This is a genomic window from uncultured Tateyamaria sp., from assembly GCF_947503045.1.
Taxonomy (GTDB): domain Bacteria; phylum Pseudomonadota; class Alphaproteobacteria; order Rhodobacterales; family Rhodobacteraceae; genus Tateyamaria.
In genome coordinates this window covers 25,774-45,308 of the sequence record NZ_CANNCF010000001.1, presented here as the reverse complement: position 1 = coordinate 45,308, position 19,535 = coordinate 25,774, and the positions used below count along the sequence as shown (strand labels likewise).

The 19,535-nt window shown below is 62.7% G+C and carries 22 protein-coding genes; 15 read left to right on the top strand and 7 right to left on the bottom strand.

What is annotated here, in order from left to right:
- Nucleotides 1-38: 38 nt before the first annotated feature.
- Together Q1A89_RS00235 and Q1A89_RS00230 are read right to left on the bottom strand one after the other, a co-directional pair.
- Nucleotides 39-629: a ribonuclease HII gene (locus tag Q1A89_RS00235; RefSeq protein WP_299722013.1), complete on the bottom strand. Its 591-nt coding sequence runs from the start codon at nucleotides 627-629 to the stop codon at nucleotides 39-41.
- 198 nt (nucleotides 630-827) lie between these two features.
- Nucleotides 828-1,325 carry a hypothetical protein gene (locus Q1A89_RS00230; protein ID WP_299722010.1) on the bottom strand — a complete coding sequence of 166 codons (498 nt, stop codon included), beginning with the start codon at nucleotides 1,323-1,325 and terminating at the stop codon, nucleotides 828-830.
- A gap of 163 nt (nucleotides 1,326-1,488) precedes the next feature.
- Here Q1A89_RS00230 and Q1A89_RS00225 point away from each other — a divergent pair, with 163 nt between their 5' ends.
- The 3 genes from Q1A89_RS00225 (at nucleotide 1,489) to Q1A89_RS00215 (ending at nucleotide 3,378) form a co-directional block, all read left to right on the top strand.
- The gene (locus Q1A89_RS00225; RefSeq protein WP_299722007.1) at nucleotides 1,489-1,770 is read left to right on the top strand and encodes a hypothetical protein; all 282 of its coding nucleotides are present in this window, start codon (nucleotides 1,489-1,491) and stop codon (nucleotides 1,768-1,770) included.
- 1 nt (nucleotide 1,771) lies between these two features.
- Nucleotides 1,772-2,446 (top strand): hypothetical protein, encoded by a 675-nt coding sequence (locus tag Q1A89_RS00220; protein ID WP_299725998.1) that lies wholly within the window; start codon nucleotides 1,772-1,774, stop codon nucleotides 2,444-2,446.
- Between the two features lie 155 nt (nucleotides 2,447-2,601).
- Nucleotides 2,602-3,378: an HpcH/HpaI aldolase/citrate lyase family protein gene (locus tag Q1A89_RS00215; protein WP_299722004.1), complete on the top strand. Its 777-nt coding sequence runs from the start codon at nucleotides 2,602-2,604 to the stop codon at nucleotides 3,376-3,378.
- Here the strand turns inward: Q1A89_RS00215 and Q1A89_RS00210 are convergent.
- Nucleotides 3,375-4,505: a DUF3095 domain-containing protein gene (locus Q1A89_RS00210; RefSeq protein ID WP_299722001.1), complete on the bottom strand. Its 1,131-nt coding sequence runs from the start codon at nucleotides 4,503-4,505 to the stop codon at nucleotides 3,375-3,377. The two genes, Q1A89_RS00215 and Q1A89_RS00210, sit on opposite strands and share 4 nt — an antisense overlap.
- A 109-nt stretch (nucleotides 4,506-4,614) precedes the next feature.
- Here Q1A89_RS00210 and Q1A89_RS00205 point away from each other — a divergent pair, with 109 nt between their 5' ends.
- From Q1A89_RS00205 to Q1A89_RS00190, 4 genes are all read left to right on the top strand, one after another.
- Nucleotides 4,615-5,787, top strand: coding sequence for an MFS transporter (locus Q1A89_RS00205; protein ID WP_299721998.1), 1,173 nt, complete (start codon nucleotides 4,615-4,617; stop codon nucleotides 5,785-5,787).
- A 67-nt stretch (nucleotides 5,788-5,854) separates the two neighbouring features.
- The gene (locus Q1A89_RS00200; RefSeq protein WP_299721995.1) at nucleotides 5,855-6,877 is read left to right on the top strand and encodes an aspartate-semialdehyde dehydrogenase; all 1,023 of its coding nucleotides are present in this window, start codon (nucleotides 5,855-5,857) and stop codon (nucleotides 6,875-6,877) included.
- A 117-nt stretch (nucleotides 6,878-6,994) separates the two neighbouring features.
- Entirely contained in the window at nucleotides 6,995-8,611 is a 1,617-nt protein-coding gene (locus Q1A89_RS00195; protein WP_299721991.1) for a DUF4139 domain-containing protein, read from the top strand.
- Nucleotides 8,612-8,896: 285 nt separating this feature from the next.
- The gene (locus tag Q1A89_RS00190) at nucleotides 8,897-9,103 is read left to right on the top strand and encodes a hypothetical protein (protein WP_299721989.1); all 207 of its coding nucleotides are present in this window, start codon (nucleotides 8,897-8,899) and stop codon (nucleotides 9,101-9,103) included.
- Between the two features lie 247 nt (nucleotides 9,104-9,350).
- Here Q1A89_RS00190 and Q1A89_RS00185 read toward each other — a convergent pair whose 3' ends face one another.
- Genes Q1A89_RS00185 through Q1A89_RS00175 form a run of 3 tightly spaced genes read right to left on the bottom strand, consistent with a single transcriptional unit; the run spans nucleotide 9,351 to nucleotide 11,323 of the window.
- Nucleotides 9,351-9,662 (bottom strand): transcriptional regulator, encoded by a 312-nt coding sequence (locus Q1A89_RS00185; protein WP_299721986.1) that lies wholly within the window; start codon nucleotides 9,660-9,662, stop codon nucleotides 9,351-9,353.
- A 5-nt stretch (nucleotides 9,663-9,667) separates the two neighbouring features.
- Complete coding sequence (locus Q1A89_RS00180) at nucleotides 9,668-10,645, bottom strand: sodium-dependent bicarbonate transport family permease (RefSeq protein WP_299721983.1); 978 nt, start codon at nucleotides 10,643-10,645, stop codon at nucleotides 9,668-9,670.
- 27 nt (nucleotides 10,646-10,672) lie between these two features.
- Nucleotides 10,673-11,323 (bottom strand): carbonic anhydrase, encoded by a 651-nt coding sequence (locus Q1A89_RS00175; protein WP_299721980.1) that lies wholly within the window; start codon nucleotides 11,321-11,323, stop codon nucleotides 10,673-10,675.
- Between the two features lie 169 nt (nucleotides 11,324-11,492).
- Between Q1A89_RS00175 and Q1A89_RS00170 the strand changes: the two genes are divergently transcribed.
- The 3 genes from Q1A89_RS00170 (at nucleotide 11,493) to Q1A89_RS00160 (ending at nucleotide 14,176) form a co-directional block, all read left to right on the top strand.
- Entirely contained in the window at nucleotides 11,493-11,873 is a 381-nt protein-coding gene (locus Q1A89_RS00170) for a hypothetical protein (protein ID WP_299721977.1), read from the top strand.
- A 138-nt stretch (nucleotides 11,874-12,011) separates the two neighbouring features.
- A complete protein-coding gene (locus Q1A89_RS00165) occupies nucleotides 12,012-13,391 on the top strand; it encodes a M17 family metallopeptidase (RefSeq protein WP_299721974.1) in 1,380 nt (459 codons plus the stop codon).
- A complete protein-coding gene (locus Q1A89_RS00160; RefSeq protein ID WP_299721971.1) occupies nucleotides 13,388-14,176 on the top strand; it encodes an NlpC/P60 family protein in 789 nt (262 codons plus the stop codon). Before Q1A89_RS00165 ends, Q1A89_RS00160 begins: the two co-directional genes overlap by 4 nt.
- A 211-nt stretch (nucleotides 14,177-14,387) precedes the next feature.
- Here the strand turns inward: Q1A89_RS00160 and Q1A89_RS00155 are convergent, their stop codons facing one another.
- Complete coding sequence (locus Q1A89_RS00155) at nucleotides 14,388-14,735, bottom strand: DUF2794 domain-containing protein (protein ID WP_299721967.1); 348 nt, start codon at nucleotides 14,733-14,735, stop codon at nucleotides 14,388-14,390.
- A 116-nt stretch (nucleotides 14,736-14,851) separates the two neighbouring features.
- Here Q1A89_RS00155 and paaI point away from each other — a divergent pair, with 116 nt between their 5' ends.
- From paaI to Q1A89_RS00130, 5 genes are all read left to right on the top strand, one after another.
- Nucleotides 14,852-15,286: a hydroxyphenylacetyl-CoA thioesterase PaaI gene (gene paaI / locus Q1A89_RS00150; RefSeq protein WP_299721964.1), complete on the top strand. Its 435-nt coding sequence runs from the start codon at nucleotides 14,852-14,854 to the stop codon at nucleotides 15,284-15,286.
- Nucleotides 15,283-16,581, top strand: coding sequence for a phenylacetate--CoA ligase PaaK (paaK, locus tag Q1A89_RS00145; protein ID WP_299721960.1), 1,299 nt, complete (start codon nucleotides 15,283-15,285; stop codon nucleotides 16,579-16,581). The genes paaI and paaK overlap by 4 nt, the downstream gene beginning before the upstream one ends.
- A gap of 70 nt (nucleotides 16,582-16,651) precedes the next feature.
- On the top strand, nucleotides 16,652-17,794 hold the full coding sequence (gene rffA / locus Q1A89_RS00140) for a dTDP-4-amino-4,6-dideoxygalactose transaminase (protein WP_299721957.1): 1,143 nt from the start codon (nucleotides 16,652-16,654) through the stop codon (nucleotides 17,792-17,794).
- A gap of 3 nt (nucleotides 17,795-17,797) precedes the next feature.
- Complete coding sequence (locus tag Q1A89_RS00135; protein ID WP_299721954.1) at nucleotides 17,798-18,361, top strand: acyltransferase; 564 nt, start codon at nucleotides 17,798-17,800, stop codon at nucleotides 18,359-18,361.
- A 3-nt stretch (nucleotides 18,362-18,364) separates the two neighbouring features.
- Nucleotides 18,365-19,264 carry a hypothetical protein gene (locus Q1A89_RS00130; RefSeq protein ID WP_299721951.1) on the top strand — a complete coding sequence of 300 codons (900 nt, stop codon included), beginning with the start codon at nucleotides 18,365-18,367 and terminating at the stop codon, nucleotides 19,262-19,264.
- Nucleotides 19,265-19,535: the final 271 nt, after the last annotated feature.

Below are 19,535 nucleotides of genomic sequence, written 5' to 3'. Positions count from 1 at the left end.
AATTCTTTTTTGAATCAAGTGCTTAAGAAAAAACCTTGTCACAACATGTTGTGGACAGGCTTGAAGGTACGTCTATGGTGTGGGCTTACCCCAAGATTTTGCAGCGCCAACCTGTGGCTTTTTGACGGGTATCCCATGTTGGTCTCCCAGCCATAGCCGGGATGCTGTTGCGCCAAATCCACCATGATCCGGTCGCGACATATTTTGGCCACAATTGAGGCCGCCGCAATGGACAGAGATCGCGCATCACCGCGCACGATCGGGGTCGCTGGCAGGGCGAGGTCACGCGGCAACATGGTGCCGTCGACCAGCACATGGTCGGGGGGGTGGCGCAGACCACGCACCGCCCGCACCATCGCCAGATGGGCGGCGCGCAAAATGTTCATCTCTTCGATCTCACGCACCGAAGCATGGGCGACGGACACATCCGCTGTCGCAATGATCTCGGCCCAGAGCGCCTCGCGCTTCTTCATCGACAGCTTCTTGGAATCATCGAGACCCGTGGGGATCGCATCCACATCCAGCACGACCGCCGCCGCCGTGACCGGCCCGGCCAAAGGGCCGCGGCCCACCTCATCCACACCAGCCACCCGGCCGCCGATGCGCGTCTCGAATTCAAAATCAGGCACAGCACACTCTTCTTCTGACCGGAAATACCACCGCCGGAGGCACAAAACGCACTTTCCAGAGGAAAGTGCAAATATCGCGTGCCACCGCAAGGTGGCGCAATGCAACAGACCCCGAACAGAAAAAAGAGCGATGCCCGAACACCGCCCTTTCAGTCTGGCCACCCGCGAAAGGGGAAGGGGTGGCCTTGTGCCCCGCTCTTAGCGACGGGCCAATTGGTATCCGTGCTTGTTCAGGCAGCGCGCGCCATAGGCGTGGCCCAGACCGTTACGGGTCCACACCCGGCGGTGACATTGCTGGGGCAGCGTGTTGGTAAAGTTGTAGTGGCGGTTCAGACAGCGCTGGCCAAAGCCCTGGATGTTGCGACCGCGCTCGGTTTCAAGGTTGAACAGGCAGCGCTGCGGCAACAGGCGGCGATCAACCTGGCGGGGCAAGGGGCGGGGCTGGATATGGCCGTGCTGCGGCTGGACGTGACGCGGTTTGGCCCGCGGCTGATAGGTATGGGCCTGCTGGCGGGCCTTTTTCTCATCCTTGCGCTTGTTGATCGCGGTGCCCACGACGGCCAGACCAAGGATGACAGCCAGCGCCGCGGCCAGCTCATCATCGCCCGCACGGGCGGGGGCGGCGGAAAATCCGGTGATGGCAATGGCGATGGCGGCAATTGTTGCGATGAATTGGCGGTGGATACGGAGGGTCATGGTGGCAGTCCTTTTGTCTGAGCGATCGGAAACGCGTTGTGATGCAACCAAATTGGGGGCACCCCCCTCAGACAGGCAATAACGCCCCCCGGTTATCGAATATCATCGCAGGCAGGGCGCTGATGTTATTGAATATCTCGCGCAATCGGCGCAGTTTGAGCACATGAAACAGATCACGCTTTCCCTCACCCTGATCCTTGCGCTCGCCAGTGCCGCGCAGGCCCAGTGCTATGCCGATTACAAGGCAAAACAGGACAACCCGCTGCGGCTGCATTACGGTGTGGCGCAGGTGTCGGGCAATTGCAGCGCCAGGAACGCGGCGCAGCAACTGGGCCCGCGCCTGTCTGCTCGCGGCTGGACGCTGCTGCAAATCCAATCCGTTTTCGGCCCCGAAGGCCTCGACAAAAGGAAAGCCAGTGCAGGACAATACTTCCTCCGCTTCTGATATGCGGCGCGCCGGTGGGCGGCTGGTGACCTTCGGCATCGCGGGCATCGTCTCGCTGCTGGTGGTGGCCGCGTTGCTGTTGTTTCTGGCCCTTCCGGATGCAGGGGCCTTTGATGCCCGGGTCGAACGGATCTTCATCGAGAACTCCGACCTCACCAGCCCGGCAGAAATCAAGCTGCTGGAAATCCTCGCCCAGTCGGGCACCGCCTTTTCAGACACGCTGGCCAGCTACCGCGTGGTGATTTTCGTGCTGCTGGTCTTTGCCACCGCGATGATGATCGCCGCGCTTGTCTTTCTTGTGCTGCTGGTCAGTTTCAACCGGCGCATGGCGCAGATCGAGCGGGTCGGCATTCAGGTCAATTCCCTGCTGATCAGCCGCGAGGAAAACACCGTCTACCTCAACAACCTCGGGTTCAAACTCACTGATGCCGCGATGGAAACGATGTCCGTGCTGGCCGAGGCACGGATGGACGATGAAGTCATGTCGGGCTCGGAAATCGAAGGCGTGATCTCGGGGCGCAATGCCGCCGACTGCGAAGAGGCCGCCGGAGCCACCCGCATCAAACGCTTGCGCGACACGCTGGGCAACCAGATCGTCAGCGAGTTGCTGGTCAAGAACATCGCACGCCGTGGCTATATGCTCGCCGTGGAAAAAGACGTGATCAAAGTGCTCTAAGGCTTCTTCTGACCAAAAATACCACCGCGCGGAGCGCAAAACGCAATTGGCGCAGCCAGATGCAAAACATCGCGTGGCGCGTCAGCGCCGCATTTCTGCAGTGGTCACGGGGGCTGACCTGCGTCTAGGGTGCGACCAAATCAAAGGAGTCACCCATGCCCGCACCCCACAACCCGTTCAAAGCCGCCCTCAAAAACGGAGAGACCACCATCGGCTGCTGGCTCAGCCTTGGCGACCCGCTCTCCACCGAAATCGCGGGGACCGCTGGCTTTGACTGGCTGCTGATCGACAGCGAACACACACCATATGACATCACCCGCATCCGCCTTCAGTTGATGGCGCTGGAATCCTCCGACAGCCACGCCGCTGTCCGTGTGCCCGTGGGCGAGACGTGGATTTTGAAACAGGTGCTGGATGCAGGCGCGCAAACCGTGCTGGTGCCGATGGTCGAAACCGCCGAACAGGCGGCCCAACTGGTCAACGATGTGCGCTACCCCCCGACCGGCGGGCGCGGGGTGGGCTATTCCGGCGCGCGCTGCTCGCGCTTTGGCGCAATCACCGATTACGGCCCAACGGCCGATGATCAGGTCTGCCTGCTCATTCAGGTCGAAAACCGCGCAGGCATCGCCAATCTGGATGATATCCTCGCGGTTGACGGCATCGACGGCGTGTTCATTGGCCCCGCGGACCTCTCTGCCGACATGGGGTTCATGGGTCAGCTGACCCATCCCGAGGTGCAGGCCACGATCAAAGGCGCGTTCGAGCGGATCGAAGCCGCAGGCAAAGCGCCCGGCGTTCTCGCCACCACACCAGAATTCACTCAGGATTGCCTCGACTGGGGCGCACGGTTTGTCGCCACCGGTCTCGATTTGCTGATCCTCGCCAAATCCCTGCGCGAACTGGCTGGCACATGGGTGCCCAAGGGCGGCTAAGCGGAGCCCTTGATCGCCATCGCGGCTTGGGTATAGCCACCCGCCGCCCCGTCGATAAAGTGCACATGGGTGTCCTCCATGATGGAGGGCACGATGCAGGTCATCATCGCCTCGTCCTGCGTGTGTATCCCGTAATCCACCGTACCTGCGGCCTGCGCCGCATCCAGCAGTTCCTTGAGCCGCGCCACCGTCTCGGCATCGCAATCCAGCGTCATTTTCAGACCATCATCGAATTTGCGGAAATCGGCGTTGTTCCCGACCGTGCGCTGATAATGCGCGGGATCAAACCCGCCCAGCTTGATCTTGGTCTTGAGCAGAACCCAGGCAATCGCCGTCTCAAACAGGATCTGGCGCTTGCGCTTGGCCAGGGGCATGGTCCCGTGGCTGGCATGGGCCTCGAGGATCGCACCGGGTGGGGGCCAGCCGGTGCCCGGCCCTTCGGCAGGAGACGGGTGGCCGTCGCGCTCCAGATGGCTGACCGCCTCCAGAACCGAACGTGTGACCGCTTCGAATGCCTCAGCCGACACGCCGGGGCGGGGTTGGATCAGCAGTGACAGGATCGTGCCATTGCGGGTCTTCATATGGCTCCAGCGGCAACTGAGACCGGTGAGGTCGGGCTGCGTGCCCGGTGGGGCGACAGGCACCGTCTCCACACCCGCTTTCATCTGCGATTCCGCCCAGACCACGCCGCCGCCGGTGAACATCGCGTAATCCAGACCATCGTTCACCTGATAGCGGGCCACGGCCACCTCGTGCCCTGCCCTGCGGATGTCGGCCACGTCAAACAGACCCACCCGCAGACCCATATCAAACTCTTCGCGCGCCCAGACCTGCACGGCAGCCAATGCCGCGCGCGCCTCGTCCGCGAATTCCGCCGGATGGGCAAAGGCGGCCCCGTCGCCACCAAACACAAAAGGAAAGGCCCTGCCCCCGGCCGCATTGATCTGGGCCGAGATCACGGCCGCCCCGATCATGTTGACCACCTTGTACTTGCCCGAGGCAATCGCCGCTGTCGATCCGGTGATGTCCGAGGTGCCCACAACCCAGTCATCGGGCAGCGGTGTATACAGGGCAGGTTGCGCCATATCCGAAAAGGCCACACGCCTTGGCAACTCGTCATAAAACATCCCGCACCTCTCTATATGTGAAGGATACTAGCACGCTGCCGCCCCCCGACAATCTCTCTTGCACGTGCCCCGCTGCCCGTGTCAGGCAGGCGGCAGGGATGGAGGGCCTATGCAAATCGGATTGTTCTTGTTGGCTTTGGCCTATGTGCTGAGCCAATTCTTTCGCGCATTTCTGGCCGTTCTGACCGCCCCGTTGCAGGCTGATCTGGGGGCCGGTCCGGATGTGCTGGCAACCGCGTCGGGGCTGTGGTTCCTGTCCTTTGCGGCGATGCAGATACCCGTGGGCTGGGCGCTCGACACGCTGGGGCCACGTCGCACGGCGGGCTGGCTGTTGCTGATCGGCGGCGCAGGCGGGGCCGCCCTGTTTGCGGTGGCGCAAGGCCCTCTCTATATTCACGCCGCCATGTTGTTGATCGGCATCGGCTGTTCGCCGGTGCTGATGGCCAGTTTCTACATCTTTGCCCGCACCTTTCCCCCCGCACGGTTTGCCACGCTGGCGGCGATGATGATCGGGGTGGGCACGCTGGGCAATCTGATCTCGTCTTACCCGATGGCTTTTGCCGCAGACACCATTGGCTGGCGTGCGTCCCTTTGGGTGCTGGCCGCGGCCTGCGCCGCCGTCGCCCTTGGCATCCTGATCAGTGTAAACGACCCGGCCAAGCCCGAAGGAGAGGCCAAGGGATCGTTGCTCGATCTGCTGCGCATGCCGGTCCTGTGGCTGCTGTTGCCGATCATGTTTGTGAACTATGCGCCCATCGGGGCGGTGCGGGGCCTCTGGATCGGACCTTACCTCACGGATGTCTTTGCCCTGACCGTGTCGCAGGTTGGCATCGCCACATTGGCGATGAGCCTTGCAATGATTGCAGGCACACTGGCCTACGGGCCGCTCGACCGCATCCTCGGCACGCGCAAATGGGTGGTCTTTGGTGGCAATGTGATGACCACGGCGCTGCTGGTCCTGCTGATTGCGTTCAGCGCGACCGATCCGTGGTTGTCGGTGGCGATCATGGCGGGAATCGGATTCTTCGGGGCCAGCTTTCCGGTCATCATCGCCCATGCGCGCGGGTTCTTTCCGGATCACCTGACCGGGCGCGGGGTGACTCTGATGAACCTCTTTGGCATCGGCGGCGTGGGGGTGATGCAATTCGCCTCGGGGCGCATACACACCAGCTGGTCCGGCGGGGCGGCGGATGCGCCATATGTGGCGATCTTTGCCTTTCTCGCGGTCGCCCTTGCCATCGGGCTCGCCATCTACGCACGCAGCCGTGACACAACCGGCTGAGACGGCCCTTTCCCCCAGCAATCTTTGGGTATAAAGGCCACGCACCTACCCGAAAAAGGAGACTATCATGGGGTATCGTGTCGTCGTCGCGGGCGCCACCGGTAACGTGGGCCGCGAAATGCTGAACATCCTGGCCGAGCGCCAGTTTCCCGTGGACGAGCTGGCCGTTCTGGCAAGCCGCCGTTCGCTGGGGACGGAAGTGTCGTTCGGTGACAAGACGCTGAAGACGAAGGACCTCGATACGTTTGACTTCACGGGCTGGGACATGGCGTTGTTTGCCGTCGGATCGGAGGCGACCAAGAAATACGCCCCGGCTGCGGCCAAGGCAGGTTGTGTGGTGATCGATAACTCGTCGCTCTATCGCTACGACCCGGACATCCCGCTGATCGTGCCCGAGGTAAACCCGGACGCGATCATGGGCTATGCCAAAAAGAACATCATCGCCAACCCCAACTGCTCGACCGCGCAGATGGTTGTGGCCCTCAAGCCGCTGCACGACCGTGCCACGATCAAGCGCGTTGTGGTGTCGACCTACCAGTCGGTGTCCGGCTCGGGCAAGGAAGGGGCGGATGAGCTTTGGGATCAGACCAAGTCCATCTACAACCCGGTGTCCGAAGTGCCGCCCAAAAAGTTCCAAAAGCAGATCGCCTTCAACGTGATCCCGCAGATCGACGTGTTCATGGAAGACGGCAGCACCAAGGAAGAGTGGAAGATGATGGTGGAGACGAAAAAGATCGTCGACCCCGCCATCAAGGTCACGGCCACCTGCGTGCGGGTGCCGGTCTTTGTCGGTCACTCCGAATCGGTCAACGTCGAGTTCGAAGAGTTTCTGGACGAGGATGAGGCCCGCGATATCCTGCGCGAGGCGCCGGGGATCATGGTGATCGATAAGCGCGAAGACGGCGGCTATGTCTCGCCCATCGAATGCGTCGGCGACTATGCCACCTTCATCAGCCGCATCCGTCAGGACAGCACGATTGAAAACGGGCTGAACTTCTGGTGCGTGTCGGACAACCTGCGCAAGGGCGCGGCCCTCAATGCGGTCCAGATCGCCGAATTGCTGGGCAACCGGGTGCTGAAAAAAGGCTGACAGTCGGGCGGAGGACACCTCCGCCTTACGGATCAGCGGGGAATGAGGGGCCAAATGGCCCCTTTTCTTTTGGGCGGACGGGTGCACACTGGACCTGTCCCAATGAAAGGTCTCCCCATGCGCGCTCTTGCCCTTGTTGCCCTGTTCCTGCCCTTGCCTGCCTGGGCCGAGACCATCACGCTGAACGCCCCGCCCGTGGCAGTGACCGCCTATGCCCAGGGGGCCATCGTGACCCGCACAGTCACGTTCGAGATGCCTGCAGGGGAACACGATCTGCGCATCGCGGACATGGACGGCGATCTCGATCCCTCGGTGATCGACATCGCGCTGAGCGGCGCCACCCTGTCCACGCGCAGTTGGGACACGGATGGCGATGGGCCCTACCGCGCGCCGCGCACACCCGAATGGCTGGCGGCTAAGGCCGCACTGGATCAGGCAATCGAAGCGCTCGCCCAGCGCGATGACGCCATTGCCGTCGCATTGGCGCAGGCGCAGGCCGCGCAGGACCAAATCAAGTTTCTGAACGGCATCACCCTGCCCGATGACGGGGCGACGGATGTGGAAACCCTGCGCGCCATCGGCCAGTTGATCGCCAGCGACGGCACCGCCGCACGTTCTGCAATGCGCGCCGCCGAAGCCGAGGCGCGGGCCTTGCGTCAGGATCGCGATGATCTGGCCTTTGCCGTGCAAGAGGCCGCCGCCGCGCTTGAGGCCGTGACACCGCCCAACACCACCCCCTCCACATTGACGCTCAGCGTGGTCGCCGCGCAGGCGGGTCCTGCGACGCTGACTCTGCGCTATCCCACCGGTGCTGTGAAATGGGCGCCCGTCTACAACCTGTTTCTGGAGGGCGACACCACGCTGCGCATCGAACGCGGTGCCTATATAGAGCAATACAGCGCCGAGAACTGGATCGACGTTGATTTGACCCTGTCGACCCTGTCGCCGTTTTCGGGCTCCGAACCGGGCAACCTGTGGCCGATCCTGCGCCGGATCGAGGATCCCCAAAAACCGTCTCCCGCGCCCACGCTCATGCGGTCGCAAAGCGTAATGGCGGATTCCATGGCGGAAATGGAAGCGCCCGTCATCGTCGAAGAACGCGCGACGGTCGATCTGTCTGGCATCGGTGTCACCTACACCCTGCCCGGCAAAGTCACCGTGCGTACCCAAGAGGACGTGGTGCGCGTCGCGCTCGACACGATCAGCTTTGACGCCACCCTGTCCGCACGCGCGGTGCCCGCACGCAACGAGAATGCCTATCGTCTGGTCGAATTCGACAACACATCACCCGAAATCCTGCTGCCCGGACAGGCGGTTCTTTATGTGGATGGCGAACTGGTGGGCGAAACCCAGATGGAGACCCTGCCCCCCAATGCCGATGCGGACATCTTTTTTGGCCCCATCGAAGGGCTGCGCCTGACCCGCACCGTGCTTGACCGCAACGAAGGGGATCGCGGCATCATCAGCCGGTCCAACGAAGAGACCGAGGCCGTGCGGATCGACATCGAAAACATCACCGGCCAGACGTGGGACGTCACTGTGCAGGACGCGGTGCCCTATTCCGAACAGGAAGACCTGGTGATCAACTGGGACGCGACGCCAGCGCCGGATGTGACGGCGGTGGACGACCAGCGCGGCATTCTCGAGTGGCAATTCGCGCTGCCCGCAGGCCAGACCCAGACCATTACGCTGGAAACCCGGCTGCGCTGGCCCGACGGCATGGTGCTTCGGTAAGGTTTTCGGACCGGATCGGGTTACCAGCGGGTTAACAGAACCGGGGTGTTTTCATGCCCCAACCGGGAAAACCCGCGGTCCAGACAGTTTTATCAATGTATTTTTCTGACCTAAGCCTTTGATCTTTATGGGGTTCCATAGGGATTAACAGAGGTATGAACAATCCCCGGTAACACGGCAAGAAATTAGTAATTTGTCTCCCGCATAACTGTCTCATCAACCGATCGGGGGATCGGACGAAACAAGCCAGCCGGGGGGCTGGCAATATTGAATGAGGTGAGTGGGATGATGAATTGGGTAAAAACGCTGGTCCGTGGTGTAACACAGGGCGAAACCGCAATCGACACGCTGGCCAAGCCAAACGTGTCGCGGCAAGAACTCAGCGATCTTTTTGCAGATGATCTGGCGCGCCCTGCCCTGCGCAAGCGCCCTCGGATTGTCAGCAAGCAGCCGCGCCGCCTGATTGCAGGCCGCATGCCCTGCGCCGCCTGATCTCCGCACAGACAGAGACAGGACAAACGGTGTGACAGCATGGCCGCATGGGCAGTATGCGGCCTGCTGCAAATTCCCAAGGGAACGCAATACCATCTCGCGCGTTGATGGATTGGGTGTCCAACCGCTCCACCAAGGCTACAGGCCGGTGATGCAAGCGAACGGACGGGAGTATGGTAACGAGTGGACGGGGTGGCGTGCCAGCACTGGCGCGTCACCCTTTTTTTGCGCGCGTCGTCCTAAGCGGTCAGAACCGTTCGGCCCGCAGCACTTCGCAATCGCCGATGGTGACAATGCCGATATGACGCTCGACCACGGAAAAGGCGGCATCCAGCAGCGCGTCGATCCGGTCGGGACGCACCACGCAAATGACCTGCACCATACCTGCACCCCGGGTGACCTGCCCTTCGCGGCTCCACGCGCCGGATCGGCCGGACCCGCCCAGCACAGGCAGCACGCTCCACCCCGTCACGCCCGCCTTGGACATCGCATCGGTCAGACGCGACTGCATGACCTGTTCGATGATGATGGCCACACGTTTGGCCTTGTGGGTCTCCATCAGGGCTATCCTCCGGTAAGGGCGCTGGCCACGGCCACGTAAATCGGGATGCCCAGCGTCAGGTTGAACGGAAAGGTGACCCCAAGGGACAGGGTCAGGTAGATCGACGGATTGGCCTCAGGCAGGGCGACGCGCATGGCCGCAGGCACCGCGATGTAACTGGCCGAGGCCGACAGCACCATGAACAGCGCCACGCCCCCGGTGCTGACGCCCAGCAAAAGGCCCGTGGCCAGCCCCAGGGTCGCCCCCACCAGCGGCATCACCACGCCAAAGGCCAGAACGCCGGGGGTCAGCACACCCGAACTGCTGCGCAGGCCGCGCCCCGCAACAAGGCCCATATCCAGCAGAAACAGGCACAAAACCCCCTGAAACGGCGAGACGATGAACGCCTCGATCTTGGCCAGTCCGTCAACGCCGGTGATCCAGCCGATGAAAAAGCTGCCGACCAGCAGCACGATGGACCCGTTCAGCATGATCTCGCGCAAAAGGTCATTGTCCATGCGCCGGGAATCGCCTCCGCGCGTGATCAGCCAAAGGGCTGACAGGATCGCCGGGGCCTCCATCGCTGCGGCCACCGCAACCATATACCCTTCGGACACGATCCCGCTGCCACTCAGCACGGATGTGGCTGCCACAAAAGTCACGATCGAGATCGAACCATAATGCGCCGCCACCGCCGCTGCATCGAGGCGGGACAGGCTGCCCATCACCTGCAACAGCGCAAAAGCGATCAGCGGCAAAACGGCAGACAGGACCACACCGGCAACCAGCGACAGGGCCAATGTGGCGTCGATGCCGTGATCGGCCACGCTCACCCCACCTTTGAAACCGATGGCAAAGAGCAGATAAATCGACATGCCCTTGGCCACCGCCTCGGGAATGTTCAGATCGGACCGGGCCAATGCGGCCGCCACGCCCAGCGCAAAGCTGAGAATGATCGGCGAAAGAAGGTTCGTGGCCGCAAGGCTCAGTATCTGATCCATGAGGACCCCTTTTGACGGTCCGGCAGGTTAAACGGGCTGGAAATCAAGCGTCTTGCCCATGAACTGGCTCATGCCGCCTTCGGCAATATCCGTCCAGAGACCATGGATGCTGAGCGAGCCGTCATTCACGCGACTTTCGACAAAGGGGAAGGTCATCAGGTTCTCCATCGAGGTGACGACGGCCAGCTGTTCAAGGCGCTGGGATTTGTCATCCTCGACCGCAATATCGGCGACCTGTTCGTATTTCGGGCGCAGAATATCCATCCATCTACCCACGAAACTGGTCTTTTCCTCCAGTTCGGGCGCACGACCCTCGCACATGTCGATACAGCCCTGCACACCGCCGCAGCGCGAATGGCCCAGCACGACGATATGGGCGACCTGCAAGACGGTGACGGCGTATTCGACCGCTGCCGAGGTGCCATGGTGATCGCCGTCCGGTTCGAACGGGGGCACCAGATTGGCGATATTGCGGTGAATGAAAAACTCGCCCTGATCCGCGCCAAAGATCGAGGTCACATGCACCCGGCTGTCACAGCAGGAAATGACCATGGCACGCGGGCGTTGCCCTTCGGTGGCAAGGCGGCGATACCACGCCGAATTCTCGGCATAGGTGGTCGCCTTCCACCCCTGATAGCGCTGCAAAAGAAAGGTCGGAAGGGGTTTGATCCTGTGCATGGCGTCAGTCTGCCTGTCCGTTCAGTGTCTTTGAGGGATGTGATTACCCGGGATTGTCGGCAAATTCGAGCGAAAAGACAGGGCGGGCATAACGATTTGGGAACTCTCCTATGCGATCACGGACCAGACCGTGGGGGTCCGCCAGATTGGGTGAGAAGAGGTGAGTAAAGTGTCAAACGTCACACAGCTTCGGCTGTCCGAGCATGTACAGGTCGATCACGACCGCCTGGATGCGCTCTATTCAGAGATGGATCATGCAGCCGCGGAGGATGTGGTATGCCGCGCGATGGAGGAACTTGCCCTGCGCATGGCCCATTGCGACCGGCTGTACCGGGCCGGGGATCTCGATGGGTTGCACAAGGCAAGCCGGTCGCTGATCGCCATTGCCGACCAGATCGGGATGAAGGTGATGGCGCAGGTGGCAGCTGATGTCGCGACCTGTGCCAAATCGCGCAACCAGATCGCGCTGGCCGCCACCCTGTCGCGCCTGATGCGCACGGGCGAGGAATCGCTGACCGCGATCTGGGATTTGCAGGACATCACGATCTAGGGACGCAATCATTTCTGGAACGCATCGCGGCCAACCCCGGCGGGTCTGGCCGCGATCCGCGATTCCAACCACCCGCCCTTGCAGCAACGGTCAAAGCGCGTAGGGTCGCACGCATCACATCACAACAGGATGCCTTCGATGACGCTTGCCTTTGCCTCACATGATCCCGCTGCCATCCCCGTGCACCTGCTGGCCGAGGATGCCGTCGCGCCGTGGTTGGAAGCGCAAGGCGCCGAGGTGCAGGGCTGGGCCAAGGTACACGGTTTTACCGGCGCGCTCGGGCAGGCGCTGACCTTTCCCGGAGCAGGGGGCGTGGGCATGGCGGCTGTGGGTTATGGCAGTGCCAGATCGCGCCGCCGCGCCCGCTTTCATCTGGCCGCCGGGGCCGCAGGGCTGCCTGCCGGCATCTATGCGCTGCACTCCGATCTTGATGTGGCCACGCTTGAGGTCGAGGCACTGGGCTGGCTCCTCGCAGGCTACCGCTATGACCGTTACAAATCGCAACTGCCGATGGGCGCGCAACTGATCGCACCCGATGGCATTGACGCCGCCCAGGTCGAGGCGCAGGCACAGGGCGAGGCCCTGACCCGTACCCTGATCAACACGCCCGCCTCGGATATGGGCCCGCCGGACCTCGAAGCCGCAGCCCGCGTGCTCGCCGACCAGTTCGGGGCCGAGATCAGCGTGACCACCGGCGACGACCTGCTGGCCGCCAACTTCCCCATGATCCACACGGTCGGGCGCGCCGCTGACCGCGCCCCTCGGCTGATCGACATGGCCTGGGGCAATTCCGGCCCGCAACTGGTGCTGGTGGGCAAGGGTGTGTGTTTCGACACCGGCGGGCTCAACCTCAAACCCGGGGCGTCGATGGGGCTGATGAAAAAGGACATGGGCGGTTCAGCCGCCGTTCTCGGCCTTGCGCATATGATCATGGCCACCGGATTGCCGCTGCGCCTGCGGGTGTTGATCCCGGCGGTGGAAAACAGCGTGGCGGGCAATGCATTCCGCCCGCAAGACATCCTGACCTCGCGCAAAGGGCTCACCGTCGAAATCAACAACACCGACGCCGAAGGGCGGCTGGTGCTGGCCGACGCATTGGCGCTGGCGGATGAGGACAAGCCCGATCTGATCATCTCGATGGCCACGCTGACCGGCGCGGCACGCGTCGCTGTCGGCCCCGATCTGGCCCCCTATTACACCGATGATGCGGCCCTGTCCGCAGCACTGGAAGAGGCCGCCATCGCCCAGGCCGATCCCGTCTGGCGCATGCCCTTTCACGCGCCCTACGAGTCGATGATAGAACCGGGCATCGCCGATCTCGACAACGCCCCCAAGGGTGGATTTGCCGGATCGATCACAGCCGCCCTGTTCCTGCGCCGTTTCGTTGATCACAGCCCCTACATGCATTTCGACATCTACGGCTGGCAACCCGGCGACGCACCCGCGCGGGCCAAGGGTGGGGTCGGACAGGCCACGCGGGCACTGCTGGCCGCCCTGCCCCGCGCGCTCAAGCTGTGAGCGATCCGCGCCTGACACCCAACACCGACTATCTCGGTGTCGACCGCCCCGGGCGCATCGCCTGGCCGCATGTGGATCTGTGCCGGACGCCCTCCGGGGCGCGCGACCGCCAGTTGCTGGCCGGGGCCGAAGTAACGGTGATGGGCGAGGATGATACACACGCCTATGTGCGCGCAGATCACGACGGCTATATCGGCTTTGTCCCAGCGCGCAGCGTCGGCGGCCCCGTCGCTGCCACCCATATGGTCAGCCGCCCCGCCGCCCACGCCTACCGCAAGGCCTCGATCAAGGCGCCCGAAGTCGCCACGCTCAGCTTTGGCGCCCGACTGGCGGCACGACGGGAAAGCGACGATTTCATCGAAACCGAACTGGGCCACGTGCCCAAGGCGCAAGTCACCCCTCTCCCCGCACCTGCCACAGACGCGATCACAACCGCGCGGCTGTTTCTGGGCACGCCTTACCTCTGGGGCGGCAACACGCGGGCGGGCATCGACTGCTCCGGCCTGATCCAGATCGCCCTGCTGCGTGCCGGCCAGCCCTGCCCCGGCGACAGCGACATGCAGGAGGCCGATACCGGCCATGACTTGCCCGAAGGCAGCGCATACGAGCCCGGCGACCTGCTGTTCTGGAAAGGCCACGTGGCCCTGATCACCAGCCCCAGCACGATGATCCACGCCAATGCCCACCACATGGCAGTGGTCGAAGAAGACATTGCGCCCGCCCTCGCGCGCATCGCGGCAACGGACACAGGGCCCGTGACCAACCATAAACGGCTAACGATCTGAACATTCCGCCTGCGGCGAGCGCAGCAGGGGGGCTGTCTGCCCCCCCGTCGCCCTGTAGGCGACTCCCCCCGAGGATTTTTTCAAATCAGAGAAGCCGGAGCGGTCCTCGCCTGCATCTTCACTTGGCTCAAAAAAACTCTGGGGAAGTTTGAAGGGGCAAAGCCCCTTCATCAGCAAAAATGAATCGCGCCCGCGTCAGCGGACAATTGGATCACTCCACTGCGCGGATCAGCTTGCGCTCCAGCACCCGCAGCACGGTCTTCAGATCATGGCCCCGGCGCAGGATCTGCCCGTCGATCCCGATCACCGCGTACATCCCCTGCCGGTCCCGCAGTTTGGGTCGCTTTTCAATTCGGTAAAGCGGGTTTTCCGCCGTGCGCCGAAACACCGAAAACACGGCCACCTCGCGCAAACAGGAAATCCCGTAATCCCGCCACTCTCCCGCCGCCACCATGCGCCCGTACAGCGACAGGATCACCGCCAGCTCGGTGCGGTGAAACGCCACCTGCGGGCTGGGCATCTGGGCCGAATTGGACGGAGGTGGGATATGCAGCGTCATTGGATCAACACTTGCCCGGACAGGCCGCAATTTCAAGTCCTCGGTGGCCTGAGCAGTTGAACGGCGCTCCAAATCCGGGCAACACTGCCCAAAATCACAACGAAGACGAGGCCGCAATGACGCCCCAGCAACGGGCCCAGACCTGTGCAGAGCGGATGTGGGCCAAGGACCGCGCCAGCCAGGCACTTGGCATGACCCTCACCGCCATCGGCCCGGGCACGGCCACGCTTGCCATGCCTGTGCGCGACGACATGCTGAACGGGCATGGCATCTGCCATGGCGGCATGATCTTTACCCTCGCCGACAGCGCCTTTGCCTTTGCCTGCAACACCTACAATGCGCTCACGGTGGCCCAATCCAACCAGATCACCTATCTCGCGCCTGCCCCGGCGGGCGACACCCTGACCGCCACCGCCATCGAGGTGGCGCGCACGGGGCGCTCGGGTACCTATGACGTGGTGGTCACGACCTCTGAGGGGCAGAAAATCGCCCTGTTCCGGGGCCTGTCACGCACCATCGCAGGCCAGCATTTCGACGAGGATACACAATGAAAGACCTCACCCCCGATCGCAGCACACTGGATCCGATCGAGATCGCCAGCCGCGACGAAATCACCGCCCTCCAGCTGACCCGCATGCAATGGTCGCTGGCCCACGCCTACCAGAACGTCCCCCACTACCGCACGGCCTTTGACGCCGCAGGGATTCATCCGGACGACCTCAAGTCCCTCTCGGACCTCGCCAAATTCCCCTTCACCGCCAAACAGCACCTGCGCGACAATTACCCGTTTGGCATGTTCGCCGTGCCGCGGGACGAAGTCGCGCGCATTCATGCCTCCTCCGGCACCACGGGCCAGCCTACGGTGGTCGGCTACACGGACCAAGACCTCGCCAACTGGGGCCAAGTGGTCGCCCGCTCCCTCCGCGCGGCGGGGCTGCAACCGGGTGATCTGCTGCACAACGCCTATGGCTACGGGCTGTTCACCGGCGGGCTTGGCATCCATCTTGGCGCCGATGCGCTGGGGCTCACGACCGTGCCCATCTCGGGCGGGATGACGCCACGACAGGTGCGTCTGATCACCGATTTCCAGCCCAAGGGGATCACGGTGACGCCCTCTTACGCGCTCTCGATCCTCGATGAATTCAACACCCAGGGCATCGATCCGCGCGCCTCCTCCCTTCAGGTCGGCATTTTCGGCGCCGAACCCTGGACCAACGCCATGCGGCGCGAGATCGAGACCGCCTTTGATATGCATGCAGTCGACATCTATGGCCTGAGCGAAGTCATCGGCCCCGGCGTGTCCATGGAGTGCGTAGAAACCAAAGACGGGCTGCACATCTGGGAAGACCACTTTTTCCCCGAAATCATCAACCCCGACAGCGGCGAACCGGTCGCCGACGGAGAACTCGGCGAACTGGTCTTCACCTCGCTGACCAAAGAGGCGTTCCCCATCATCCGCTACCGCACCCGTGACCTCACGCGCCTGCTGCCCGGAACGGCGCGGTCGATGCGTCGGATGGAAAAGGTCACAGGGCGCAGCGACGACATGATCATCCTGCGCGGCGTCAACGTCTTTCCCACGCAGGTCGAAGAGGCGATCATGGCCACCCCCGGCCTCGCGCCCCACTTCCAGATCGAACTGACCAGACCAGACCGTATGGATCAGATGCGGGTGCTGTGCGAGGCGGCGGACAACTCCGCCGACCGCAACGCCGCCGGTCAGGCACTGGCCGCTCAGATCAAGCAGAGCATCGGGATATCCGTCCGCGTGGACGTGGCCGAAACCGGCGGCGTCGCCCGCTCCGAAGGCAAAGCCGTGCGCATCCTGGATCGCCGGGGCACATGACGGCACTGGTCATTCCGACAGTGATACCCTTAAATACCACCAGTCATAAGCAACCGAAATCGAGCCTCTGGTGGCCCAGCCTAAAATTCCTTTCAACCGACCGTCCCTCGTGGGCCGCGAACTGGCCTATGTCGAGGACGCCATCGCGCGTGGTCAGTTGTCTGGCGACGGGCACTATACCAAGGTCTGCAACGCCGAAATCGCCCGCACAACCGGGGCCAAAGCGGCCCTGCTGACCCATTCCTGCACTGCCGCGCTCGAAATGTCGGCAATCCTGTGTGATCTCACGGTCGGGGACGAGGTGATCCTGCCCTCGTTCACGTTCGTGTCGACCGCCAATGCCGTGGCCCTGCGCGGGGCGACACCGGTGTTTGTGGATATCGACCCCGATACGCTCAACATCGACCCGGCCGCTGTTGCCGCTGCGGTCACTCCGCACACGCGCGCCATCATCGCCGTACACTATGCAGGCTTTCCCGCCGACATGGACGCCCTTGCCGCCATCGCCAAAAACCATGATCTGGTACTGATCGAGGACGCCGCCCAAGCCTATGGTTCGACCTACAAGGGCCGCCCAGCAGGGTCGCTTGGCGACATGGCTGCCTTTAGCTTTCACGAGACCAAGAATATCATCAGCGGCGAGGGCGGCGCGCTGACCGTCAACCGCGCCGATCTGGTGGAACGGGCTGAAATCATTCGTGAAAAGGGCACCAACCGCGCCCGCTTCTTTCGCGGACAGGTGGACAAATACACATGGGTCGACCTCGGCTCCTCCTTTCTCCCGGGCGAGCTGATCGCGGCCTTTCTCTTTGGCCAGCTCGCCGAAGAGGGTGAAATCCGCAAACGCCGCCTGGCCCAATACAACCGTTACCAAGACGCCTTCGCGTCGCTCGCGGCAGAAGGCCGTGTGCAACTGCCAAAAGTGCCGCCCGAGACGACCGGCAACGGGCACATGTTCTACCTTTTGATGCCCGACATCGACCGGCGGGACGCGTTCATCGCCTTTCTGAAGTCGCGCGGCATCACGGCCCCGTTCCACTACGTGCCGCTGCATTCGGCACCGGCGGGGCTGAAATTCGGGCGCACTGCGGGATCGATGAGCGTCACAGATGATATCTCGGCCCGCCTCGTGCGCCTGCCGATGTTCTTTTCACTGGATCAGGACATCGAAGAGGTCATCGCGGTTGTGCGCGACTGGTTCAGGCAGGTGTAGGCGATGGCATATCTCAGCGAGGACGATCTGGCACGGATGGGCTTTGCCGCCCTGGGCCAGAACGTGCGCATCAGCGACAGGGCGTCGATCTATGAACCCGAAAAGATGCGGCTGGGCGATCACACCCGGATCGACGATTTCTGCGTCATATCCGGGCGCGTTACGATGGGGCGCAATGTGCATGTGGCGGCCCTCTGTCTGGTCGCGGGTGGGGCGCCGGGCGTGACCCTCGGTGATTTCGCGGGCATGGCCTATGGAGCCAAGGTGTTTTCCCAATCGGACGACTATTCCGGCGCGACCCTGACCAACCCGACGGTGCCGGATGGCTTCAAAACCGAACACATGGCGCCAGTGCGCCTGGGCCGCCACGTGATCATCGGAACCAACGCGGTGGTCGGGCCGGGTGTCGAACTGGGCGATGGCTCGGCTGTCGGGGCGGGGTCAGTTGTTCTACACTCGACCGAACCGTGGACCATCGTCGCAGGCACCCCCGCCAAACGCATCAAGACACGCAAACAGGATTTGCTGGACCTGGAACGCCAATACCTTGACCAGCAAGAAAGCTGAACTGTGAAAAAGCGGCCCAATTACCTGATCTTCGCGCCGTCCTTTGACCCTGACAGCGGCGGCGCGATCTTTCTGCATCAACTCGCCCATGTGCTGGACAGTCTGGGCGAGGATGTGCGGCTATGGCCCTGGACCATGGAAAAGCTCAGCACGCCCGCATGGCTGAAAAAGCTGTCGCGCAAGCCCAGCGCGCTCTGGAAGACCCCAAAGTTCGATCTGAACCCCGAGCTGAACACGCGTATCGCCCGGTCAGGCGACCTGCGCCCGGACAGCATCGTCGTCTACCCCGAGGTGACCCTTGGCAACCCGCTCGGTGCGCGCAATGTGGTGCGCTGGCTGCTGTACCGGCCCGGCCTCAAGGACCCCTACGCATTCACCGAAAACGAGATGTTCTTTCGCGCCGGCGAGATGTCGGACCTGCCGGACCTGACCGGCGGCGCGCCCGACCTTTATGTCTGGAACCGCAACCCGATGTACCGCAACGAACAGCGCGCCGACCGCGCGGGCGCGTGCTACATGGTGCGCAAGGGCCACGACAAGCCACGCATCCCGGAAACCGAAAATGCCATCTGCATCGACGGCATGTCTCATGCCGAAGTGGCCGAGGTCTTTAACCGCTGCGACGTGTTCTACAGCTATGACGAGGCGACGATGTATTCGCAATTCGCGGCCATCTGCGGGTGCCTGAGCGTGATCGTGCCCGGCCTTTATGCCTCCCGTGACGACTGGGTCGCCGCCCACCCCATGGGGCGCTATGGCGTCGCTTACGGCCTTGACGATCTGGATCATGCCCGCGCAACTCAAAGTCAGGTCGGCGACATGCTGGATGAAAAGGAACGTGACAGCCGCCAGACGGTCGAGGCGTTTGTGGCCAGAACACAGTCGGCTTTTGGCGGGGGCTGACACCGCAGTGTGTCGGGCACTTCTGCTCTCCGCTGACCGGATTGATGTGCTTTACTGTCAGAAAGTGCGCTGTCGATGGTTCGCCAGTGGTCGCTGTGGCACGACGACTCCCGCAACCTTCCCATTTACCTTCCCTTAACAAACCCCACCGCACGCTCCGTTAACCCGGCCATTTCCCGGCAATCGTATGCCATGCGGTGCACAAGGTGTGCACAGGTTGTGTACGGGCTGTGACCCGCCGATTCGCCTTGTTTTCATGACGTTAACCTGC

Excerpts from the sequence above, each read along its gene's own strand:
- Q1A89_RS00230 (WP_299722010.1), bottom strand. The coding sequence starts at position 1,325 with ATGACCCTCCGTATCCACCGCCAATTCATCGCAACAATTGCCGCCATC.
- Q1A89_RS00225 (WP_299722007.1), top strand. The coding sequence starts at position 1,489 with ATGAAACAGATCACGCTTTCCCTCACCCTGATCCTTGCGCTCGCCAGT.
- Q1A89_RS00220 (WP_299725998.1), top strand. The coding sequence starts at position 1,772 with ATGCGGCGCGCCGGTGGGCGGCTGGTGACCTTCGGCATCGCGGGCATC.
- Q1A89_RS00215 (WP_299722004.1), top strand. The coding sequence starts at position 2,602 with ATGCCCGCACCCCACAACCCGTTCAAAGCCGCCCTCAAAAACGGAGAG.
- Q1A89_RS00210 (WP_299722001.1), bottom strand. The coding sequence starts at position 4,505 with ATGTTTTATGACGAGTTGCCAAGGCGTGTGGCCTTTTCGGATATGGCG.
- Q1A89_RS00205 (WP_299721998.1), top strand. The coding sequence starts at position 4,615 with ATGCAAATCGGATTGTTCTTGTTGGCTTTGGCCTATGTGCTGAGCCAA.
- Q1A89_RS00200 (WP_299721995.1), top strand. The coding sequence starts at position 5,855 with ATGGGGTATCGTGTCGTCGTCGCGGGCGCCACCGGTAACGTGGGCCGC.
- Q1A89_RS00195 (WP_299721991.1), top strand. The coding sequence starts at position 6,995 with ATGCGCGCTCTTGCCCTTGTTGCCCTGTTCCTGCCCTTGCCTGCCTGG.
- Q1A89_RS00190 (WP_299721989.1), top strand. The coding sequence starts at position 8,897 with ATGATGAATTGGGTAAAAACGCTGGTCCGTGGTGTAACACAGGGCGAA.
- Q1A89_RS00185 (WP_299721986.1), bottom strand. The coding sequence starts at position 9,662 with ATGGAGACCCACAAGGCCAAACGTGTGGCCATCATCATCGAACAGGTC.
- Q1A89_RS00180 (WP_299721983.1), bottom strand. The coding sequence starts at position 10,645 with ATGGATCAGATACTGAGCCTTGCGGCCACGAACCTTCTTTCGCCGATC.
- Q1A89_RS00175 (WP_299721980.1), bottom strand. The coding sequence starts at position 11,323 with ATGCACAGGATCAAACCCCTTCCGACCTTTCTTTTGCAGCGCTATCAG.
- Q1A89_RS00165 (WP_299721974.1), top strand. The coding sequence starts at position 12,012 with ATGACGCTTGCCTTTGCCTCACATGATCCCGCTGCCATCCCCGTGCAC.
- Q1A89_RS00155 (WP_299721967.1), bottom strand. The coding sequence starts at position 14,735 with ATGACGCTGCATATCCCACCTCCGTCCAATTCGGCCCAGATGCCCAGC.
- paaI (WP_299721964.1), top strand. The coding sequence starts at position 14,852 with ATGACGCCCCAGCAACGGGCCCAGACCTGTGCAGAGCGGATGTGGGCC.
- paaK (WP_299721960.1), top strand. The coding sequence starts at position 15,283 with ATGAAAGACCTCACCCCCGATCGCAGCACACTGGATCCGATCGAGATC.
- Q1A89_RS00135 (WP_299721954.1), top strand. The coding sequence starts at position 17,798 with ATGGCATATCTCAGCGAGGACGATCTGGCACGGATGGGCTTTGCCGCC.